Origin of the sequence: Yersinia rochesterensis (assembly GCF_003600645.1) — a bacterium.
Lineage (GTDB): Bacteria > Pseudomonadota > Gammaproteobacteria > Enterobacterales > Enterobacteriaceae > Yersinia > Yersinia rochesterensis.
Genome location: NZ_CP032482.1, coordinates 2,177,444 through 2,199,290, shown reverse-complemented (window position 1 = coordinate 2,199,290; position 21,847 = coordinate 2,177,444). Strand labels below are relative to the sequence as shown.

The following is a 21,847-nucleotide window of genomic DNA, read 5'->3' as shown; positions in this document are numbered from 1 at the left end:
TCAGGACGATTTATCACTGTATGCTGTATGAAAATTGATTAAATGGAGTATTCGATGGACGTATTCAAGCAATCAGAAGTATGGTTTGTGGTCGGTAGCCAAAATTTGTATGGCCCTAAAACCCTGCAACAAGTTATGGATAATGCCCATCATGTCGTTAACAGCCTGAATAATGAAGCCGGTTTACCGATAAAACTGGTGCTGAAACCGCTGGTAACTACGCCAGATGAAATCACTACTTTGTGTCGTGAAGCCAACTACAATACCACCTGTGTCGGTGTTATGGTCTGGCTACATACTTTTTCTCCCGCCAAAATGTGGATTGGTGGACTGAGTATTCTAAGTAAGCCGTTGCTACAATTCCACACTCAGTTTAATGCTCAAATCCCATGGGAAACCATGGATATGGACTTTATGAACTTGAACCAAACCGCCCATGGTGGCCGGGAGTTTGGTTTTATCGGTGCACGGATGCGCCAGCAACACAGTGTTATCGCCTGCCACTGGCAAGATAAAGCAGCACATCAGCGTATCAGCCAGTGGATGCGCGTCGCGGCAGCTAAACAGGAAAGCCAACAACTGAAAGTCGCCCGTTTTGGCGATAATATGCGCGAAGTGGCGGTTACCGAAGGAGATAAGGTCGCGGCACAAATTCAGTTTGGCTATTCGGTTAATGCCTATGGTATTGGTGATTTGGTTACAGTGGTAGATGCCGTCAGCAAAGGTGATATTGATACCTTGGTTGAAGAATATGAAGCGACTTACCGGCTGACAGACGCCGTGAAATTGAATGGCAATAAACGCGAAAATATACTAGATGCTGCTCGTATTGAGTTAGGTATGAAGCGTTTTCTGGAACAAGGTAGCTTTAAAGCTTTTACCACTAACTTTGAAAATCTTTATGGATTGAAGCAGTTACCGGGTCTGGCTGTTCAACGCCTGATGCAACAAGGCTATGGTTTTGGTGCCGAAGGCGATTGGAAAACCGCCGCGTTATTGCGCATTATGAAAGTGATGGGAACTGGCCAGCGAGGTGGTACGTCCTTTATGGAGGATTACACTTATAACTTCCAGCCGGGTAATGATTTAGTGGTTGGCTCCCATATGCTGGAAGTCTGCCCGTCGATCGCCAAAGAAGAAAAACCGCTGTTAGATGTACAATATTTAGGTATTGGTGGTAAAGCTGATCCCGCTCGGTTGATCTTCTCGACTCCCGCTAGCACGGCACTGAATGCCAGTTTGATCGATATGGGTAACCGCTTCCGTTTATTGGTTAATGTAGTCGACACCATTGAGCAACCCCATCCGTTGCCCAAACTGCCGGTAGCCCGTGCTATTTGGCAAGCTCAGCCTTCACTAGCAACAGCCGCCGAAGCTTGGATTATCGCCGGTGGCGCGCACCATACTGTGTTCTCGCAAGCTATCGGCGTAGATGAGTTGCGCTTGTATGCCGAAATGCATGGCATTGAGTTCCTGCTTATTGATAACGACACCACTTTGCCAGCCTTCAAAAATGAAATTCGCTGGAATGAAGTCTATTACCATCTAAATCGTTAAGTTAACCACTGCGCATTTAGCGTTTATTGATCGGCAAACTTTATCGGTAACTCTGGGGCCTAACCGCCCCTTATATTTTTAACTCATTATTTTTTAAACTTATTTTTTTAACTATATATCTCTAACGTGATGGCCATTGCCAATCTGGGTTAGTTTCTTGTTGTACCGTCGTTTCACTTAGTTCTTTATGTAACAATATATTGCGGCAGTTCTTTTCCTGCTCAAGCGCGGCCACCAATTCTGCGGCATGGGAAACAACAATCACCTGGGTGTGTTGTGCTGCCTGAGCAATCAGGCGGGCTAAAGGTTTGAGTAAATCAACATGTAAGCTAATTTCTGGTTCATTGAGAATCATCATTTCTGGCGGACGTGGAGAGAGCAATGCCGCCACCAGCAATAAATAACGCAATGTGCCATCAGATAGCTCGGCCACTTTAAGGGGCCTTAACAAGCCGTGCTGTGCCAGCAACAGCTCAAAGTTCGATTGGATGTTCAGAGTGGTGCCGGGAAATGCATCGGCAATGGTATGGTTTAGCGCCTCGATATCCCCTATCTCTCTGATAGTTTGCAGCGCTGCGGCCAAATCAGATCCGTCGCTAGCAAGTACCGGTGTGTAAGTTCCAATTTGTGCCTGACGTGCCGGTGCATGGCGATCTGTACGCAGGTTGTCATAAAAACGCCATGCCCGCATTCGCTCACGCATGACCAAAATCTCCGGGGCATCACGGGGGTCGGTACTGTGCGTCATCATGCTGTCATAGGCTGCCAGCCCATGATATGCCTCGCGCCAAACACCGTTGTCATCACGAATTTTAACTCTCGGGCCACGACGTTCAGCAAAAATATTACTGTGGTGTAGAGCATCGCCACACCATAAGCTTTCAACCTTAATTTCAGGGTCACGAGTAAAAAAGGAGCCTTCAACCCCAGCATTACTGACAGCAAAGCCACCGCGAGCAACAGGAAGCCCTAAGTCGATGGCATAGCCGTAATCTGCCCCTGAAAACCCGAGTTTTAGGCTAACAGGATTATTACGAACCACGCCTTGAATCGGCTGTTCTCCTTGTTTCATTGCCCGAGAGAATGACTCCGGCCCAGCCCAGAGAGTAGATTGTAACCCCCCCTCTGCCGCCAGTGACTGGATAACCTGCCCTTGGCCAATATCTGACAGCAATCGTAGCGCACGATAGAGGCTAGATTTTCCGCTGCCGTTAGCACCGGTAATCACATTCAACTGCCCCAATTCCAGCACCACATCACGTAAAGAACGGTAGCCAGAGATAGCAAGCCGAGTAATCATAACTCTCCTTTTGAAACGACAAGTTCCATAACATCCAATAAGCTGATTATATATACAGTAGTTTCTGATTACACGGCTTGTCTAATCTCTGTTTAGCGAATATTTAATTTCTATGGAGTGTTTACAGCATCCGTACACTTACTCGGTCTGCAATCGCCACAAACGTGCATAAGTACCGGACTGATTCAGTAACTCTTGATGGCTACCTTGCTCCAATATTTGCCCCTCTTTTAATACAAAAATACGATGACATTGGCGCAACGTATTTAGCCGATGCGCGATGCAAATGACAGTACGATTGCGGGTGATTTCGGGTAACTGGCGCATGATCGCGGCCTCTGACTCATAATCCAATGCACTAGTGGCTTCATCAAGAATCAGTATTTTGGGGTTTGCCATCAATGCCCTTGCCAAGGCGATTCGCTGCCGTTGCCCACCTGATAACAGTGTGCCCCGCTCACCCACTTGCGTTTGATAGCCCTGTGGCAATGCCGTAATAAAATCATGTGCACCAGCCAGCCGGGCAATATGCTCAACCTGTGTATCATCCGCCGTTGGGTGACACTGGCATATATTGTCGCGTATCGAACCAGAGAACAGTATGCTTTCTTGTAACACCACACTCATCAGGCAACGTAATGTGGTGGCATCAGTAATAGCCAAATCCTGCCCATCGACCAGAATTTGCCCGTGTTGCGGAGTGTATAATCGTTGGAGTAGCTTGGTTAATGTCGATTTTCCACAGCCGGATGGCCCGGTAATGCCGATAAATTCCCCCCCTGCAATCTCTAAATTTAGGTTTTGTATCACTTCAGCAGTATCTGCCCGATAACGAAAACGCACCTGTTTAAAAGCCAAACTCCCTAGCCTATGATCTTTAGATAGCAGCCCAGCGCTGCCCGGCTCGGTGGGGGAATCCAAAATGGTGCCAATGCGTTTTAGCGCCACTTGCGTATGCTGGAAATCTTGCCATATCTGCGCCAAACGTAAGATAGGCTGAGTGACATAGCCCGAGAACAGTATAAACGCGATAAACTGCCCTGGGCTGAGTTCCCCAGCCAATACCAGCGTCACGCCACTCCACAGCAAAATCGCCGCCGTCACTTTATTGATGAGCGCGATACCTTGCTCAGCAACATTGGCCGCTCTGGCACAGGCAAATGAGGCTCGCACATAACCGGCCAATGAGTGCCGCCAGCGCCGATTAAACTGAGGCTCAGTGGCTGATGTTTTGATGGTTTCCAACCCGCTGATGGCTTCGGTTAGAAACGCCGAATTCTGTGCACTGGCTTCATATTGGCGTTCCACCCGCTGACGTAGCATCCCACCGGCAGCCCACCAGAACACCAAATAGCAAATCAGAGAACACAATACTATCCATGTCAGTTGGACACTGTAGCAAAACATCACCACAATAAAGGTGCTGACAAAGACTAAATCCAGCAACATAGTAAGAGCAGAACCTGTCAGAAAGTGGCGTATTTGCTCCATTTCCCGCACTTTAGCAATGGTTTGTCCGGTTTGTTGCGAAGCAAAGTAACCCAGTGGCAGCCCCATTAAATGGCGATAAAGCCCGGTATTCAGTTCAGTGCCCACTCGGCTGGATAAATGTGAGAACAACCAGCCGCGCAAAAAGGTATAGCACGGCTCCACAATGGCCAGCGCAACCATGGCAATCCCCAGCACCATCAAGCTCCCCATCCCTCGGCTCACCAAAACTTTATCGATAACAGTTTCAAATAGCATCGGCGTCACCAGCAAAATGCTCTGCAATAGCAGTGACACCAAGATGATATTACGCAACTGATGGCGATATTTAGTGATGACCGGCCTAAACCAGCCAAACCCAAAAGGTGTTTGTTTTTGCCCCTGTGGTTCGGCTTTCGCCAATAATATCGCCTCACCACACCACAAACTGGCGAGTGCCTGCTGGCTTATCTGTTTCTGCTGGCCCTCGGCAGAAGAATAAATGCGGGCTCCTTGTGCATTAAGGGCCAGCAGCACATACCACTGCGCGCCATTATTGAATAAAATAGGCAGCGCCAAATGGCCTAACCGCGACAAGGGCTGATTGACGATTCTGGCCCGTAAACCAATCCAACTCGCACAGCGGCAGACGGCAATATTATCGATATCTTGAGGCGCTAATCCGACCTTGTGGGCTAAGTGCGATACCTCGACGGCCAGATCAAAACACGCCGCAGCGCGGGCCAGTGCATCTAATGGCTGAATGGCCTGAGTCACGGTTGAATTTATCATATCAACGCTCCCTCATGGCTTCTGATTGATATTGCTGCAAGGGGCTGAGTAAGTAATCAATAACGCGTCGGCGGCCAGTTTTAATCTCGACGCTGACAGCCATACCGGCAGATAACCGCACCGGTTTGCCCTCAACGGTTAGCGTATCGCTATTGAGCCGGACACGGGCCGGAAACACTAAACCTTGCTGTTGATCTTCCATAGCATCACGGGAGATATGTTTGACTTCACCCGAAAGCGTGCCGAACCGGGTATAGGGAAAACTGTCGATTTTGGCCTCTACCGCTTGGCCGGGGTGAACAAAACCGATATCTTTATTGAGGATCATCACATCCAGCTCTAGCTGATAATTTTCCGGCACCAACACCATCAGGGGTTGAGCGCTGGTAACCACACCGCCAAGCGTATGCACCGTGGACTGCTGTATCACGCCAGCCACCGGCGCGCGTAAGGTTTGTTGCCGCTGTTTTTCAACCAATTTCACCCGCTCTTGCTGCAATTGATTGATGACTTCGTGGGCCTTATTCAATTGCTCCTGATAACTTCGCTTTTTCTCCGCTAAATAGTGCAATTGGGTTTGCTTTAGATGGTGTTTTTTAGCCTGCAAAACAGCTTGTTCATTCTGTAAGCGACTGGCTTCCGCCTTGGCATTCAGCCATTCTCTTTCTTGTATTAATACCTCAACCTCAGCAATGGATTTGGATTTCGCCAGTGTTCGCAATGCCTGTAACCTTTGATAAATATTTTTCATCAAAGCTTGCTGGTGCACAATATTTGCTCCTCCCGCCTGAATATAAGCTTGATTAACCGCCTGTTCACTGCTTTGGCGGATCAGTTCGGCATTCACCTCGTCATTTTCTTTCGCTAACAGCGCGTTAGCTGCCGCCACTAAATTATCAGGACTATTAGGGGGATAGATGAAGGACGTGAGCGGATCATCGGTCAGTAGCGCCGTCATTCGCGCAGCTTCCAGCGAACGATGCATTAATTGTTGGTTAATATTGCTAACCTCGGCATCAATACCAATAGGGTTAAGTTCTATTAACACTTGGCCCGCTTCCACCCGGTCGCCATCACGCACCTTAATTGCTGCTACCACCCCCGGTTCGAACGGTTGGATAACCTTGGAATGCTCGGAAACAATCACCTTGCCATTGGCGGAGGCATGAATATCAAGCTCCCCAACAATCGACCAGATTAATACCAATAACAATGTCAATGTCAAAAACCAAGCGGTACGCCGTGCCAATGGTGCTACCGGGCGCTCAACAATATCCAGATAAGCCGGGAGAAAGTCATATTCATCACGGGTTCGTGCGGCTGAAAAATGGCTTTGCCAGCGTTTTTTTAGCGCTTTAAAAATCGGTAACGTCGCCAGAGATTGCTTCAGTTTCATGTCGCCCCCCCAAGGGAAAAGACGGCTTGCTGCTGCCAAAGTTGGGCATAAACGCCTTTTTGGGCCAGCAGTTGGTCGTGATTTGCCAGCTCAGACACCCGGCCTTGAGTTATGACGGCGATACGATGGCAGTGCCGTACCGTCGAAAGACGGTGAGCAATGGTGATAACCGTGCGATTGGCGATAATTTGGGCCATGTTTTTCTGTACTTCGGCCTGTGACTCATCATCCAGAGCACTGGTTGCTTCATCAAAAATCAACACGCGGGGGTTCGCCAGCAACGTGCGGGCAATAGCAATACGTTGACGTTGCCCACCAGAAAGAGAGGTTCCGCCCTCTGACAACACAGTGTCATACCCTAGCGGCAAGGCCAGAATAAAGGCGTCGGCACCGGCCAAACAGGCGGCATCGACGACCTCACTGAGCGAAGCGGTTGGCCGAGAATAGGCAATGTTTTCACGCACTGTGCGGTTAAACAGGTAATTTTCCTGCATCACCACACCGATTTGACGGCGTAAGTATTCAGGAGGGAAATTACTTATCGGGCAGCCATCAATATTAATAACTCCCTGTTCAGCTATATAAAGGCGCTGTAATAACCGCGCGACGGTACTTTTACCCGAGCCTGATGGGCCGACCAGCCCGATATGCTCGCCCGCACGCAGTGACAATGAGAAATTATTCAGCACGGGTTCAAGATCAGGGCGATAACGAAAAGTCACATTTGCCAGTGTGATATCTCCGTTTATTTGGCGGTTAGGCGGTGCGGCACCGGTAGCGTGTTCGACCGGCAAGCTCAATATATCGGATATCAGCATTAGTCCAACTTGGGCTCGTATGCTCTGTTGCCATAAATCAACCAATTTACTCATCGGCATTAATGCCTGAGTGGCCAGCATGTTAAAGGCAATTAATTGCCCGATACTGAGCTGTACAGACATCACTTGATAGGCACCAATGACGATAACCAGTGCCCCTGCCAGCTTTTGCAGTAATTGAGCACATTGACTGCTGAAGTTTTGCAGATTTTGCACTTGGAAATTGGCTTGGGCAAAATCCCGCGTTTGTATTTCCCAGCGCTGCTGCATTTGCGGCTCTAGCGCCAAACTTTTTACCGTTTCGACCCCCGAAACAGTTTCGGTTAAAAACGCGCCATTTTGTGCTGCACAGCCGCACAGCATTTCGACTTTTTTTTGCAATGGCCGCGTAGTCAGTGCCGCCAATAACAGATAAAAAGGCAATGTGCCCAGAATAATGGCGGTCAGGAGCGGTGAAATACACCACATAACAATAAATAATACGAAAGTAAAAACAACATCGACGCATAAAGTCAGGGCGGTGCCGGTAATAAATTCACGAATATTATCTAATTCCCGCACTCTGGCGACAATATTCCCCACATGGCGCTGCTTAAAATAACTTAATGGCAATTTAATTAAGTGGTTAAATAGTTTTCCACCCAATAAAATATCCACTCGAGTGGTAGTATGACTAAAAATATATTCACGCAGGAAATTCAATGAAACTTCATATATCCCAACCACCAGCAATACAATAATTAATACATCGAGTGTCGTCAGTGCATTATGGACCAAAACCTTATCCATGATGACCTGAAAGAAAAGCGGTGATATCAATGCTAAGAACTGCAATAATATTGATAATACTAATACTTGAATCAGCGATTTACGGTGATGCAATAAAACCGGAATAAACCAACGAACACCAAAACGCGAAGAGTGGCAACAGAGTACCACTCCGCCCCATAATTCACTAAGTTGTTGATAAGTTATCACTTTAGGTTTATTGCTGTCAGGGTATTGCAATAATGCCTGATTATCATTTAATCCAGCCAATAAGATAAAACGGCCTTGAGTATCACGAAATGCCAGTGGTAATTGCCCTGCTTTGATTGTCTTTAACGGTTTTTTTTTGACCTTAAAACGGGTGGCTGTCGCGCGTGATAATTGTGATAAATACCGTTTTAATGACGTAAATGTAACTATCATGGCGCTATCGATAGCCGCATTTCGACTGAATATCTCCACGGGCTCGGCATTAACCCCCGCTAAACGAAGTAACCGCGCCGCACAGACTAAAGAAGAGTGAATGTGATTTCCCATAAATTACATTGCCTGTTATTTTATTGTTAAAGGCAGATGACTGCCCATCGTCATAGAATATAATGATGGAATTATAGGACCACGTAGATATACAGTTTTCATGCAATAAGGCTTTATAATGAGTTTCAATTAAAAACTTCTTTCATTTTATTTTAAAAAATGAAGCTCATCTCAAAATCTCACAAAATTAAATATCTAGAATATCAATCAAGATTATGGTGTCTCTGGTGATACCACCTAGCCTATCGTGCTGTATAGCCACTTATCCCTCACATTAATTGATTTGTATCGCCAATTCCGGGTCGCTTTATGTGATAATTTTGCGGTGATTTATAGCCTAAATAATTCGAGTTACAGGAAATTCCTCACCATGACACCCAAACTACCGACGACCGCCAATGATCTCGCCCCGCTATCTGATGCCAATCCTGATGCCCATTTGCGCCCTATCCAGCATATTGCTCAACAATTAGGCTTGACCGCAGAGGATTTAATCCCGTATGGGCATCATATGGCGAAAGTCGATATCAGCGCATTACGCCCCGGTGGCCCACAGGGTAAACTGATTCTGGTTTCCAGCATTACTCCTACACCGCTGGGAGAAGGTAAAACCGTCACGACGATTGGATTAAGTCAGGGAATCAACCAGTTAGGTCATCGGGGGGTCGCTTGTATCCGTCAACCTAGCCTTGGCCCGGTTTTTGGTGTTAAAGGCGGCGCAGCAGGCGGCGGAGCGGCCCAAGTCTTGCCCATGGAGAAACTGAACCTGCATTTGACGGGGGATATCCATGCCATCAGTGCCGCGCATAATCTGGCGGCGGCGGCGCTGGATGCGCGGTTATATCATGAACAGCGTCTAGGGCAGGCTTTTAGTCAACAAACCGGGATGCCACTACTCAATATTGATGTCCAACAAATTCTCTGGCCACGGGTGGTTGATCATAATGATCGGGCGCTGCGGCACATCCGAGTGGGCATGGGCGGTGGGACTCACGGAGTGGAACGGCCCGACCATGTGGAAATTACTGCCGCATCAGAACTGATGGCGATTTTAGCGCTGTCCGAAAGTTTGCATGATATGCGCCAACGTATTGGCCGGATTATTTTAGCCCACAGCACCGCCGGGCACCCTATTACTGCCGATGATTTGGGCGTGGCCGGTGCCATGACCGCGCTGATGAAAGAAACTATCCACCCAACTCTGATGCAAACCAGTGAGCAAACACCGGTGCTGATCCACGCGGGGCCATTTGCCAATATTGCACATGGGAACTCCTCAGTGCTGGCCGACCGTCTGGGATTGCAGTTAGCTGAGTATGTGGTGACTGAAGCCGGTTTTGGCTCGGATATGGGCATGGAGAAATTCTTTAATATTAAGTATCGCCAATCCGGCATTGCCCCGTCCTGTGTCGTCTTGGTCGCCACATTGCGTAGCCTGAAAGCTAATAGCGGTGTTTTTGACATCAAACCGGGCCAACCCCTACCCGCTGACATTCTCAATATCAATATCCCGTTATTGAGCCAAGGTTGCGCCAATCTAAAATGGCATATTCAGCATGCTAAAAGCTATGGTTTACCGGTGGTGGTGGCGGTCAATCGCTTCCCTGATGACAGTGCCGAAGAACTGGCGTTTTTGAGCGACTATGCGCTATCCTCCGGCGCAGTTGCCTGCGAAATCAGTGAAGCGTTTGCCAAAGGCGGCCTCGGGACGACCGCTCTGGCGCAGCAAGTTATCAATGCCTGTGCTCATGCCCCTGAGCCTGTTCTGCCTTATCCTGATAGCGCCTCACTGGAGCAAAAAATAGCGGTTTTGGCCCAAAGTTATGGTGCCCGCGACATCACCTTTACCCCGCAAGCACGCCAGCAACTTGCGGCCATCACGGCGGCAGGTTTTGCTCATTTACCCCTGTGTATGGCCAAAACGCCACTTTCTATCAGCGCCGATGCCCGTTTGAAGAATGTTCCACGGGATTTTGTGTTGCCCATCACCGCCTGTGCGGTGTCAGCCGGTGCCGGATTTGTCCGCATTTATGCGGGGGATATCATGACAATGCCAGGACTGGGAACTCAGCCCGCGTATTATCATATTGATATAGATGACGAGGGGTGTATTCGCGGGTTAAGCTAGTATGATGCAGATAAGGGATTACCCTAATGATGGGTTATCCCTTTTAATGAATAAATAAGGTTTATTATGTCTCAACAGCAAGAATATCAACGTATTGGCGGCTGGTTATTGGCTCCACTGGCCTATCTGATTGTGACATTGCTCAGCGCCAGTTTAATGTTGGCGCTCTATGCTATGGCGATATTTACGCCAGAATCCAGAGAATACTTGGTGACTAACTCACAGGCATTTACCCTGCAATGGTATTTCTCTGTGGTTACCACACTAGTGATGTGGCTTTATACTTTATGGGTCATCTGGCTGTTTTGTAGCCGTTCAAAGCGTTTGCCCAAATGGCTTATTTTGTGGTTATTACTCACCGTATTATTAGCGTTAAAGGCATTTGCTTTCTCGCCAGTCAGTGATGATATCGCCTTGCGCAGCTTGGGTTGGCCCCTGCTGGCGGCCGCTGTTTTTGTGCCCTATATCAAACGTTCTCAGCGGGTGAAGCATACGTTTATCGAACATTAAGGCGATTTCATACCTTTTCCCTCTTAAATCGTAATAACCTTGTACTTCATCTGTTGTCCTTTGGCCGCCAATTTTGGATAATAGGCGGCTTTGCTTTTTTAGGCTCCGCAATGACTTTTTAGGCTCCGCAATGACTGAATACCTGCTCCTGTTTGTCGGTACTGTTTTGGTAAACAACTTCGTTCTGGTCAAATTTCTTGGCCTGTGCCCTTTCATGGGCGTCTCCAAAAAACTGGAGACCGCCATTGGTATGGGGCTGGCGACCACTTTTGTACTGACTTTGGCCTCGGTTTGCGCCTGGATGGTTAACAGCTTTATTTTGCTACCTCTTGGTTTGGTCTATTTACGGACGCTGGCCTTTATTTTAGTTATCGCGGTGGTGGTGCAATTTACTGAGTTGGTGGTGCGCAAAACCAGCCCGACGCTTTATCGCTTACTGGGGATTTTTTTGCCGCTTATCACCACTAACTGTGCGGTGTTAGGTGTGGCTTTGCTTAATGTCAATCAATCCCACAATTTTATGCAATCGGCGGTTTATGGCTTCAGTGCTGCCGCCGGTTTCTCTCTGGTTATGGTGTTATTCGCCGCGATCCGTGAACGGCTGGCCGTTGCTGATGTTCCCGCGCCTTTCCGCGGTTCATCCATTGCGCTGATAACCGCCGGGCTGATGTCATTGGCCTTTATGGGCTTTACCGGGTTGGTGAAGTTCTAATGATGTCGCTATGGATTGCCATTGGGGCATTAAGTACATTGGCGTTGATTTCTGGCGTAGTGCTGGGTTTTGCTGCCCGTCGTTTTCAGGTTGAACAAGACCCAGTCGTCGAACAAGTTGATGCTATTTTACCGCAGAGCCAGTGTGGTCAATGCGGCTATCCCGGCTGTCGCCCTTATGCCGAAGCGGTTTCGGCTGGTGGTGAAAAAATAAATAAATGCGCACCAGGCGGCGAGCAAGTGATGCTCAAATTGGCCGAGTTACTGGCCGTTGAGCCACAACCGCTGGATGGTGACGAAACTGCCGCCCACCCACAACGCAAAGTCGCATTTATCGATGAAGAAAATTGCATCGGTTGCACTAAATGCATTCAGGCCTGCCCAGTTGATGCCATTGTCGGTGCGACCCGCGCTATGCATACCGTGTTGTCAGATCTCTGCACCGGATGCGACCTCTGCGTCGCTCCATGTCCGACCGACTGCATTGAAATGATCCCGGTAGCTACCACCACCGCCAACTGGAAGTGGGATTTAAGCACCATCCCAGTGAAGAATCTTCCTAGCCAATTAGCTGCCTCGCAGATGATTCCGGTGAAAATGATAGATGTGGAGCAACATGTTTAAGCTGTTTTCTGCCCGGCAAACTTTTGTCCATCAACACGACAAAATTTGGGATTTCGACGGCGGTATCCATCCGCCGGAAATGAAGCTGCAATCCAGCCAAGTTCCGATGCGTATCGCGACGTTGCCGGATCAAATGATTATTCCTTTGCAGCAGCATCTCGGGCCTGAAGGTGAACTGCGTGTCAGAACCGGCGAACAGGTGTTAAAAGGGCAACCACTGACGATAGGTCGTGGCCGCACGGTGCCGGTACACGCGCCAACTTCCGGTGTTATTACCGCCATCGCCCCACACACCACCGCCCACCCATCGGGTTTGGCGGAACTCTGTGTGCATATTACCCCAGACGGTGAAGACCGCTGGCGCGAGCAACAGCCGTGGGGGGATTACCATCAGCGCGATAGAAATGTGCTATTGGAGAGGATCCACCAGGCGGGTATTGCCGGTTTAGGTGGCGCTGGTTTCCCCACCGCCAGTAAGTTACAAGGCGGTTTGAACAACGTTACCACACTCATTATCAACGCAGCTGAGTGCGAGCCTTATATCACCGCTGATGACCGTTTGATGCAAGACCATGCTACTGAAGTGGTCTTGGGGATTCAGATTTTAATCTACTTGCTGCAACCTCAGCAGGTGTTGATTGGCATTGAAGATAATAAACCCGAAGCTATCGCCGCCCTGCAACAGGCGCTACGCGGTCAGGATGAAATGCAGCTACGCGTGGTCCCCACTAAATATCCGTCAGGTGGGGCCAAGCAACTCACCAAAATCCTGACCGGCAAAGAAGTGCCTTTCGGTAAACATTCGTCATCCATTGGGGTATTGATGCAAAACGTCGGTACCGTGGTAGCTATCAAGCGGGCGATTATTGACGACGAACCATTAATCGAGCGCGTAGTGACATTAACCGGCGATGCATTATCACAACCGGGAAATTTCTGGGCCAGGATCGGCACCCCCGTCTTGCATTTGTTGAAACTGGCGGGCTTTATGCCGCAGCAACAGCCCATAGTCATTATGGGCGGCCCCTTAATGGGCTTTACCCTTCCCAGCTTAGATGTGCCGATTGTTAAAATTAGTAACTGTATTTTGGCTCCCGCTGAAGCTGAGATGGGGTTATCCGAGCCGGAGCAATCCTGTATCCGCTGTGGTTTATGTGTAGATGCCTGTCCGGCGGGCTTATTACCTCAGCAACTCTATTGGTTTAGCCGTGGCGAAGAGCATGAGAAAGCTCGCAATCATAATCTATTTGATTGTATTGAATGCGGTGCCTGTGCTTATGTTTGCCCAAGTAATATTCCGCTGGTGCAATATTACCGTCAGGAAAAAGCCGAAATACGCGCCCTTGATCAAGAAGCCGCGCGCGCTGCCGAAGCAAAAGCGCGGTTTGAGGCCAAACAAGCACGTCTTGAGCGGGAAAAACTGGCGCGAGAATTGCGTCACAAACAAGCTGCCGTCAAGCTGACCGATGTTGATCAGCAGACTGTTGACGCAGCCGTCAGCCGTTTAGCGCGTGAGTCTAATAAGACAGATTCAGCTATCACTGTGCCCCTTGGACAAACACCGGATAACAGTGCGGTTATTGCTGCCCGTGAAGCTCGTAAAGCCCAAGTCAGAGCGCGTCAGGCAGAGAAAGAACGGGCTGCCGTCGAGGAAGAAACTAACGCCACTGATCCACGTCAGGCGGCAGTTGCTGCGGCGATCGCCCGAGTAAAAGCCAAAAAAGCCGCCCAAGCACAGCTTGAATCAGAACCGGTGGAAAATGAAAGCGCAGCGGTGGAGGAAGACCCGCGCAAAGCGGCTGTCGCCGCAGCCATTGCCCGAGTAAAAGCCAAAAAAGCCGCCCAAGCACAGCTTGAGTCAGAACCGGTGAAAAGTGAAAGCGCAGCGGTGGAGGAAGACCCGCGCAAAGCGGTGGAGGAAGACCCGCGCAAAGCGGCTGTCGCCGCAGCCATTGCCCGAGTAAAAGCCAAAAAAGTCGCCCAAGCTGTTAATCCGGATTAACGACTGAACTGACGCCCTGCAATAGGGTGTCAGTTCACTGACATCAGGTAAGTATAAGCGGCTGTAATATCGCGCAATTTAGATTCTGCATGGCAGCTATCCACCTCAATAACCTCCATTTCGATACCGCCGCCGAACTCATCACGCAACTTAGGCAGCACTTCATTAAACAGATATATTGAAAACTTTATACATTCTTTAGCATTACCTTGATGGGAAATAGATAAAAACTCTCCCGCCGGGATAGACAGCGCATCAACCTCGCGATGTCCCTGAATTTCATGCCGTTTCTCTTTATCAATGGCAGTCGAGTAATACATACTTTTCTGTCCTTGCTGAGACGGCTTAGCGGACAACAGTGAATAGATCCGCTGGCAAGAAAAATTTACTTCCTTGAAAAAATCGAGCAAAATTTCATCTTTCATGGCCATACAAGACGAATGCTGACCACTGCAATGATTGTGTTCATCAAAATCCAGCCGTCGGGTAAAGCCCACTAGCTCTTGTGGAGGTAAAGATATCCGCTTGATTTCTGGCGTATAATTCTCATAGAAATTAAAACGGGGAAGCATCCCTTGCACATCCCACTGCTCCATCTGGCGAAAACTATTGGGAGTAACACCAAAACGCTTCTTAAAAGTACGAGTAAACGTCTGTTGTGAGTCAAAACCCAACTCATCAGAGATTTCAATGATGGGCCGACGCGAGATACGCAAGGCAACCGCCGCACGAGTCAGTACCCGCCCACGTATATAGGACGCTAATTGTAACCCCACAACACTTTTAAATTTTCGTTGCAGATGCCATTTTGAATATCCGGAAATTTTTGCCACATCATCCAATGTGGGGCGTTTTTCTAAATTAATTTCAATCCATTCAATTAATTCATCTATAAACAATATGTCTTCATTAATCATTTCATTGTTCTTTAAATATATAATTACCCTGCATACTACATTAATTTATCATTATGCCAACGCTTTTCTCAACCCTAATTTCAATTGTTAATAAGTCTTTAACTTACAATTAATTACAAATAAAACACCCATAATAGTCGCTATTATAATCAAGTTGTTAGGCTCCTTTTCTGTTACTAAAACCTAATTATTCTCATAGAAAAAACAGTATTCCCGAGGGGGATTTGTTACTAGTCGGATATAAATTGCAAGTGAATTCTTAAGATTAGCCGTTTATTAAATGCACGAATCCCCTTAATATTTCTGCATATAATGAATAATAACCCTATGATTAAAGCGTATTACACTTTGCCCGAATAGGGTAGAATGCGGCACTTGTATTATCCTCCTGACGACTGAGTGTACCAACGCCTGCGTTTGAGAACTCTGTTAAGTATTCGACATATGGTTGCAATTTCATGAAATTCAGGCCTGTAACACCGACCCATAACAAAGGGTTGCAGATAGCCAGTTCCCCTTTTACACATAATCAACGTAGCACCCGCAGTATTATGCTGCTGGTTATTTTGGCTTGTATTCCGGGGATTGTCGCCCAGACCTATTTCTTTGGTTATGGCAGCCTGATTCAGATGGCGTTGGCCATGGTGACCGCCGTGTTAGCCGAAGGCGCTGTTTTGCAATTACGTCAACAGCCCGTCTTGATGCGGTTGCAGGATAATTCTGCCCTGCTCACCGGCTTGCTATTGGGGATAAGCCTGCCCCCGCTGGCCCCTTGGTGGATGATTGTATTAGGGACGTTATTCGCCATTGTCATTGCCAAGCAGTTGTATGGGGGCTTGGGGCAAAATCCCTTTAACCCCGCCATGGTCGGCTATGTCGTTCTACTGATTTCATTCCCGGTGCAAATGACCAGTTGGCTCCCTCCGCTACCCTTGCAGGGAACCCCGGTTGGTTTCTATGACAGTCTGTTAACTATATTCACGGGTTTTACCCAGAACGGCGCGGATATTCATCAATTGCAGATTGGCTATGATGGGGTCAGTCAGGCCACCCCGCTCGACAGCTTTAAAACCGCCCTGCGTTCGCAACCGACCGAGCAAATTCTGCAACACCCTATTTTTGCTGGGGGGCTAGCGGGCGTCGGTTGGCAATGGGTTAACCTCGGTTTCTTGGCGGGTGGGCTGTTACTGCTGTGGCGTAAAGCGATTCACTGGCATATTCCGGTGAGTTTCTTGGTGGCTTTAGCCGCTTGTGCCGCCCTCAGTTGGATGATTGCGCCACAAAGTTTTGCCCCGCCGATGCTGCATTTGTTTTCCGGTGCCACCATGCTAGGGGCTTTCTTTATTGCCACCGATCCCGTCAGCGCATCAACCACGCCCCGTGGGCGACTGATTTTCGGCGCATTAATTGGTATTCTGGTGTGGCTCATTCGTGTTTACGGCGGTTATCCTGATGGCGTAGCATTTGCTGTGCTGCTGGCTAACATCACTGTTCCGCTGATTGACCACTATACCCAGCCACGCGTTTATGGTCATCAGCGTGGGCACAAATAAGGAGCCGTTATGCTAAACACCATGAGGCGTCACGGCATCACTCTGGCACTGTTTGCTGCCGGTGCCACTGGCTTGACGGCAGTAGTTAATGCCCTGACCGAAACCACCATTGTCCATCAGGCGGCGCTACAGCAAAAAGCCTTGCTGGATCAGGTTGTTCCCGCTGAGTATTATGACAATGACATGCAAGCTGAATGTTACGTTGTCACAAATCCTGCATTAGGTAATATGGCCCCTCACCGCCTTTATCTGGCACGCAAAGAGGGTCAGCCGGTCGCCGCCGCCATTGAAACTACCGCACCAGATGGCTATTCCGGTGCTATTCAATTATTGGTTGGGGCAGATTTTCGCGGTAACGTACTAGGCAGCCGAGTAGTCGAACATCACGAAACCCCCGGTCTGGGTGATAAAATTGATATCCGCATTTCTGATTGGATAAGTCATTTCAGTGGTCAACAGGTAGAAAGTGAACAAGATAAGCGCTGGGCGGTGAAAAAAGACGGGGGTGATTTTGATCAGTTTACCGGTGCGACCATTACCCCCAGAGCAGTGGTTCAGGCGGTGAAAAATACCGCGCTATTTTTAGAAACTCTGCCAGCAAAACTTGATAGTTTGCCCGCCTGTGGAGAAAATCAATGAGTGAAGCAAAAGACCTCTTCGCCCAAGGGCTATGGAAAAATAACTCGGCATTAGTGCAACTGCTGGGCCTCTGCCCCCTGCTGGCCGTCTCATCAACGGCAACCAACGCACTGGGCTTAGGGTTGGCCACCACGCTGGTATTAGTGTGCACCAACACAGCAGTATCGGCGTTACGCCGCTGGGTGCCGAATGAAATCCGCATTCCTATTTACGTCATGATTATTGCGTCAGTGGTCAGTACCGTCCAAATGCTGATTAACGCCTATGCCTTTGACTTATATCAGTCTCTTGGAATATTCATCCCATTGATTGTAACCAACTGCATTGTGATTGGCCGGGCGGAAGCCTATGCCGCTAAAAATCCAGTGGGATTATCTGCACTGGATGGCCTCGCGATGGGGCTGGGAGCAACTTGCGCCTTATTTGTCTTGGGTTCACTACGTGAAATTTTGGGTAACGGCACCTTGTTTGATGGCGCAGATATGCTGCTCGGAAGCTGGGCAAAAGTGTTGCGCATTGACGTCTTGCATCTGGACAGCCCGTTCCTGTTAGCCATGTTGCCACCGGGCGCTTTTATCGGCTTAGGTTTACTGTTAGCCGGTAAATATGTGATTGATGAAAAAATGAAAGCGCGCAAAGCCAAAGCATTAGCGGCTGCGCCACAGGCTCGGGATATCGTGGTAGAGAAAGTCTTATGAATAAAGAAAAACGCGTCGCTATTTTGACTCGCCTGCGGGATAACGACCCACACCCCACGACCGAGTTAGTCTATAGCACGCCCTTTGAGTTATTGATTTCGGTACTTTTATCGGCGCAAGCAACTGATGTCAGTGTCAATAAAGCCACTGCCAAGCTCTATCCGGTAGCTAACACTCCACAGGCTATGCTGGATCTGGGTGTTGATGGCCTCAAATCATATATTAAAACTATTGGTCTATTTAATACCAAAGCCGAAAATGTGATTAAAACCTGTCGGATATTGCTGGAAAAACATCAAGGCGAAGTGCCAGAGGATCGCGCTGCACTTGAAGCGTTGCCAGGTGTGGGCCGCAAAACAGCCAATGTGGTGCTGAATACCGCCTTTGGCTGGCCTACCATTGCGGTTGATACCCATATATTCCGCGTATGTAACCGTACCGGTTTTGCCCCCGGTAGTAATGTGGATCAGGTTGAAACCAAGTTACTCAAAGTGGTTCCGGCTGAATTTAAACTGGACTGTCACCACTGGCTTATTCTGCATGGTCGCTACACCTGTGTTGCTCGTAAGCCGCGCTGTGGCTCATGCATTATTGAAGACTTATGCGAGTTTAAAGAGAAAGTCTATCCTGAACATTAATCACCAGGCCCAGCAAAATAGGCTGGACTGGTGATTTAAATAGGCTGCCGGCTACACTGATACTGCATTGCTAGGTTCAGGCTGACCACTCATAAAACTGCCGACCTCCACCTGTTTAGCATTAATATTCTTACTACTGGCATAAGCATCTTTAGCCGCTTGGGTAAATGCCCCTGTCTCTTTGTGATTAGGATGATCTATCGTCTGTTTACGATAATATTTTACTTTACCCAACGTGCCAGAATCCATTGATTGAACCATATATTTAGGCATAGTTAACCTCGAAAGTGTCAGTGAAATAAAATATCATTTAAGTGAGCATCGGCTTAAATGAGTCATTACCATTCTAGAACAGCACTCATTGTGTTATAACTGAACGAACTGTTTGATTAATGACTCTAAATAACTCTGTTGTTTTATTAGTGGCTTAGATAGCCCAATTTCATTCAGTGCAGTACCCTGCAATGCCGTTATCTCATTAATAAAAATATGCCATGCGTGGCTAAGTTTTTCAGCTTCAGCAACAACAGCACTTTTCTCTTTATCAATTTTAATGACAGCGTTAATACCAGAAACTAACTTATCTGATTTTTCTAACTGATGATTTAGCTCTGTTAAACGGGTGGAAATTGTATCTATTTGGTTATCCAGTTTTTTCCGTGCTTCAGTTAAATCTATATATTTTAAACCCGCAGAAAACTGCCCCAATACTTTTTTGGTAATTTCTAATGACTGTTTAATCAACTCCAGTTCAGGTTTGGCCAGATCTAATTCACTTAGATTTTCTCCTGTCGGAATAAGATCTTTAAATGCATCAATTAGATTATGCTCACGGATAACATCCATAGCTTCTATTATTTTATCCCTTTTTTTCTCTATCTCTTTTATTTCCAGTTTTTTTATACCGACATCCTCTGTCAGTTGTTTCTGGCGTAATTGTTCAGCTTGCAAGACTTTATCGGTTCCCTCAATAATGACTACATTATGAAGATCAGCAGCCGATTTATCGAGTAACTCCGCTTTTTCGATAAAGAGTTTCCTCAGTTGAGCGATGTCATTACCCAAACTTTTAATCAAATCAAGGCGTTCTTTACGCATTTCAGATTTACTTTCTTCATCAATATCATTACTTCCAAGTGCCTCGTCGATTTCCTCCAGGGTAGTAAAATAGGTTTGTGCCAGCGTATTTTTCAATTTAACCTGTAGACTTGATAGTGACTCGCGCACATTAACATCCAACCTTTGTGAATATAAACTGACTCGTAACGCTTTTTCCTGTAATACTTCGATGCCTTCCGTTTTCAACTGAGCAAGATGTGATATATTTTTAACCCCTTGGTTCAGAGCTTTAATGTTAACGTCTGGGTAATTCAGGGCACTGTGCGGAAATGTGCTTATTTCAGCCATAGTGATAATCCTCATAATAAATGATTAAACAGGGTGAAATGGATTAGCCATATACTTTTTTATATTCGTTTATTGCTTCATCAAATATATGCACCAGCTGGAGGGCCGAGTCTGCGACACTTTTCCATGGTGTAATCACCTGCTGGAATTTATTAACAAAGCTAGTCAGGCGCAATGCATTGTTAATCGTACTGAACTGCGTCTGAGACTCATTGATTTGATTGAGAACAGATAACCACATAAAATCCAGATGGTTAAGTGCAGACTCGGCATCCACCATCCGAATGCCAATATCACTGAATAACAGAGAAAGTGTCTCTAACGAGCTTTGCAATGTTCTTTGATGGCTAACTTTCGCTTCTAATTCAGAAACTTCATGGATTAATGCATTCTTTTCTTTCCTGGCTTTTTCGGCTTTGGCACCAAAGATCCCACCAGTAATAGCAATACCTATTATGCCCCCGGCGGCCCCGGTAAAAGATAGACCGACAAACTTATCGTAATCTTTTTTTAACTGCTCAATTCTCTGTTTCTTCTCTTTTATTTTTTCATCTAATTCCTTTATTGACTTTCTCATGTTGTTTTTTTCCATCAGGTCATATTTTGCTTTGACCTGCGGCTCCAATCCATTCACTTTATTTCCCGATGATAGTTCACCGCCAGTCAAGGTTATTCTATAATTTGATACCTTTTTCCTAATATTTTCAGTTGTTTTCTGATGTCTATTGATATCTGTCTTCATGTCATCAAGTATATCTTTTAATGCTGTGGCTATTTCATGATCAGCAGATTCATAAGTGATATTTTCCAACTGTTTATCTGTAATATCACCCAGCAAGGTTTTGACTCGCACTGTTATTGGCATTTGATTTATCACATTGATAATTTCATCACCCGTGCTGACGATATTCTTGGCGGCAACATCCAAGTCCAGACTCTGTTGCAATACGCCTTGTTCAACATCGTTCCAATTTAATGCATGATTATGAATCTCATCAAATAAAACTTTAATATCTGTCGGTTCAAGACCAGGAATATCTATTTTTTTATATCCAAGGTAAGTTTCCACTTCATCCTGCTTGATGGGTAAAGAGAGTCCCTTCCTGACATAAAGCTTAAGGTTAATTAAGTCCTCTTTGGTGAAAATGCCCCCAGAGCGCGCAACACCTGTTTGTTCCCCGGTAATAAAGTCCAGGACAACTTCTGGTAACTCATTAATTTTCACTGTGCTTTCAGCACTCGCCAAGACATTATCAATAGCCAGTTGGGTTTGTGTCATTGTATTATCCTCACCTAAATCATTAGGGGTATAGACGAGTAAAGGCAGGTAAAATTCGCCTTTATATTTCAACAGTAACGTGAACATCACTGTTATTATTATTTGT

Annotated in this window: 18 protein-coding genes; 10 read left to right on the top strand and 8 right to left on the bottom strand. The window is 47.1% G+C overall.

Annotated features, from left to right (window positions below; all coding sequences use genetic code 11):
* The first annotated feature begins 54 nt into the window (after positions 1–54).
* Positions 55–1,557: an L-arabinose isomerase gene (gene araA / locus DXZ79_RS10295; protein ID WP_120011259.1), complete on the top strand. Its 1,503-nt coding sequence runs from the start codon at positions 55–57 to the stop codon at positions 1,555–1,557.
* A gap of 121 nt (positions 1,558–1,678) precedes the next feature.
* On the opposite strand, the gene DXZ79_RS10290 is transcribed toward araA, so the two are convergent.
* The 4 genes from DXZ79_RS10290 to DXZ79_RS10275 form a co-directional block, all read right to left on the bottom strand.
* Positions 1,679–2,857: an AAA family ATPase gene (locus tag DXZ79_RS10290; protein WP_050291715.1), complete on the bottom strand. Its 1,179-nt coding sequence runs from the start codon at positions 2,855–2,857 to the stop codon at positions 1,679–1,681.
* Between the two features lie 138 nt (positions 2,858–2,995).
* The gene (locus tag DXZ79_RS10285; protein WP_050291716.1) at positions 2,996–5,116 is read right to left on the bottom strand and encodes a type I secretion system permease/ATPase; all 2,121 of its coding nucleotides are present in this window, start codon (positions 5,114–5,116) and stop codon (positions 2,996–2,998) included.
* 1 nt (position 5,117) lies between these two features.
* On the bottom strand, positions 5,118–6,512 hold the full coding sequence (locus DXZ79_RS10280) for an HlyD family type I secretion periplasmic adaptor subunit (RefSeq protein WP_038632985.1): 1,395 nt from the start codon (positions 6,510–6,512) through the stop codon (positions 5,118–5,120).
* Complete coding sequence (locus tag DXZ79_RS10275) at positions 6,509–8,635, bottom strand: peptidase domain-containing ABC transporter (protein ID WP_038632988.1); 2,127 nt, start codon at positions 8,633–8,635, stop codon at positions 6,509–6,511. Before DXZ79_RS10275 ends, DXZ79_RS10280 begins: the two co-directional genes overlap by 4 nt.
* Before the next feature lie 370 nt (positions 8,636–9,005).
* Between DXZ79_RS10275 and DXZ79_RS10270 the strand changes: the two genes are divergently transcribed.
* The 5 genes from DXZ79_RS10270 to rsxC all read left to right on the top strand — a co-directional run bounded on the left by DXZ79_RS10270 (position 9,006) and on the right by rsxC (position 14,610).
* Complete coding sequence (locus DXZ79_RS10270) at positions 9,006–10,763, top strand: formate--tetrahydrofolate ligase (protein ID WP_038632991.1); 1,758 nt, start codon at positions 9,006–9,008, stop codon at positions 10,761–10,763.
* 66 nt (positions 10,764–10,829) lie between these two features.
* On the top strand, positions 10,830–11,273 hold the full coding sequence (locus tag DXZ79_RS10265) for a DUF2569 domain-containing protein (protein WP_038632994.1): 444 nt from the start codon (positions 10,830–10,832) through the stop codon (positions 11,271–11,273).
* A gap of 130 nt (positions 11,274–11,403) precedes the next feature.
* Positions 11,404–11,985, top strand: a complete 582-nt coding sequence (gene rsxA / locus DXZ79_RS10260) for an electron transport complex subunit RsxA (protein WP_025383905.1) — start codon at positions 11,404–11,406, stop codon at positions 11,983–11,985.
* Positions 11,985–12,608: an electron transport complex subunit RsxB gene (rsxB, locus tag DXZ79_RS10255; RefSeq protein WP_038632999.1), complete on the top strand. Its 624-nt coding sequence runs from the start codon at positions 11,985–11,987 to the stop codon at positions 12,606–12,608. The genes rsxA and rsxB overlap by 1 nt, the downstream gene beginning before the upstream one ends.
* Entirely contained in the window at positions 12,601–14,610 is a 2,010-nt protein-coding gene (rsxC, locus tag DXZ79_RS10250; protein ID WP_120011258.1) for an electron transport complex subunit RsxC, read from the top strand. Before rsxB ends, rsxC begins: the two co-directional genes overlap by 8 nt.
* 29 nt (positions 14,611–14,639) lie before the next feature.
* On the opposite strand, the gene DXZ79_RS10245 is transcribed toward rsxC, so the two are convergent.
* Positions 14,640–15,527 carry a helix-turn-helix domain-containing protein gene (locus DXZ79_RS10245; protein WP_038633005.1) on the bottom strand — a complete coding sequence of 296 codons (888 nt, stop codon included), beginning with the start codon at positions 15,525–15,527 and terminating at the stop codon, positions 14,640–14,642.
* Between the two features lie 458 nt (positions 15,528–15,985).
* Here DXZ79_RS10245 and rsxD point away from each other — a divergent pair, with 458 nt between their 5' ends.
* Genes rsxD through nth form a run of 4 tightly spaced genes read left to right on the top strand, consistent with a single transcriptional unit; the run spans position 15,986 to position 19,055 of the window.
* Positions 15,986–17,080: an electron transport complex subunit RsxD gene (rsxD, locus tag DXZ79_RS10240; RefSeq protein WP_038633008.1), complete on the top strand. Its 1,095-nt coding sequence runs from the start codon at positions 15,986–15,988 to the stop codon at positions 17,078–17,080.
* A gap of 9 nt (positions 17,081–17,089) precedes the next feature.
* A complete protein-coding gene (gene rsxG / locus DXZ79_RS10235; protein ID WP_050291732.1) occupies positions 17,090–17,719 on the top strand; it encodes an electron transport complex subunit RsxG in 630 nt (209 codons plus the stop codon).
* Positions 17,716–18,417, top strand: a complete 702-nt coding sequence (locus DXZ79_RS10230) for an electron transport complex subunit E (protein ID WP_120011257.1) — start codon at positions 17,716–17,718, stop codon at positions 18,415–18,417. Before rsxG ends, DXZ79_RS10230 begins: the two co-directional genes overlap by 4 nt.
* Positions 18,414–19,055 carry an endonuclease III gene (gene nth, locus DXZ79_RS10225; protein WP_038633016.1) on the top strand — a complete coding sequence of 214 codons (642 nt, stop codon included), beginning with the start codon at positions 18,414–18,416 and terminating at the stop codon, positions 19,053–19,055. The genes DXZ79_RS10230 and nth overlap by 4 nt, the downstream gene beginning before the upstream one ends.
* A gap of 51 nt (positions 19,056–19,106) precedes the next feature.
* On the opposite strand, the gene DXZ79_RS10220 is transcribed toward nth, so the two are convergent.
* From DXZ79_RS10220 to DXZ79_RS10210, 3 genes are all read right to left on the bottom strand, one after another.
* Positions 19,107–19,328, bottom strand: coding sequence for a hypothetical protein (locus DXZ79_RS10220; protein WP_038633019.1), 222 nt, complete (start codon positions 19,326–19,328; stop codon positions 19,107–19,109).
* Positions 19,329–19,421: 93 nt separating this feature from the next.
* On the bottom strand, positions 19,422–20,462 hold the full coding sequence (locus DXZ79_RS10215) for an alpha-xenorhabdolysin family binary toxin subunit B (RefSeq protein ID WP_050291733.1): 1,041 nt from the start codon (positions 20,460–20,462) through the stop codon (positions 19,422–19,424).
* A gap of 43 nt (positions 20,463–20,505) precedes the next feature.
* Positions 20,506–21,741, bottom strand: coding sequence for an alpha-xenorhabdolysin family binary toxin subunit A (locus DXZ79_RS10210; RefSeq protein WP_038639531.1), 1,236 nt, complete (start codon positions 21,739–21,741; stop codon positions 20,506–20,508).
* Between the last annotated feature and the right edge of the window lie 106 nt (positions 21,742–21,847).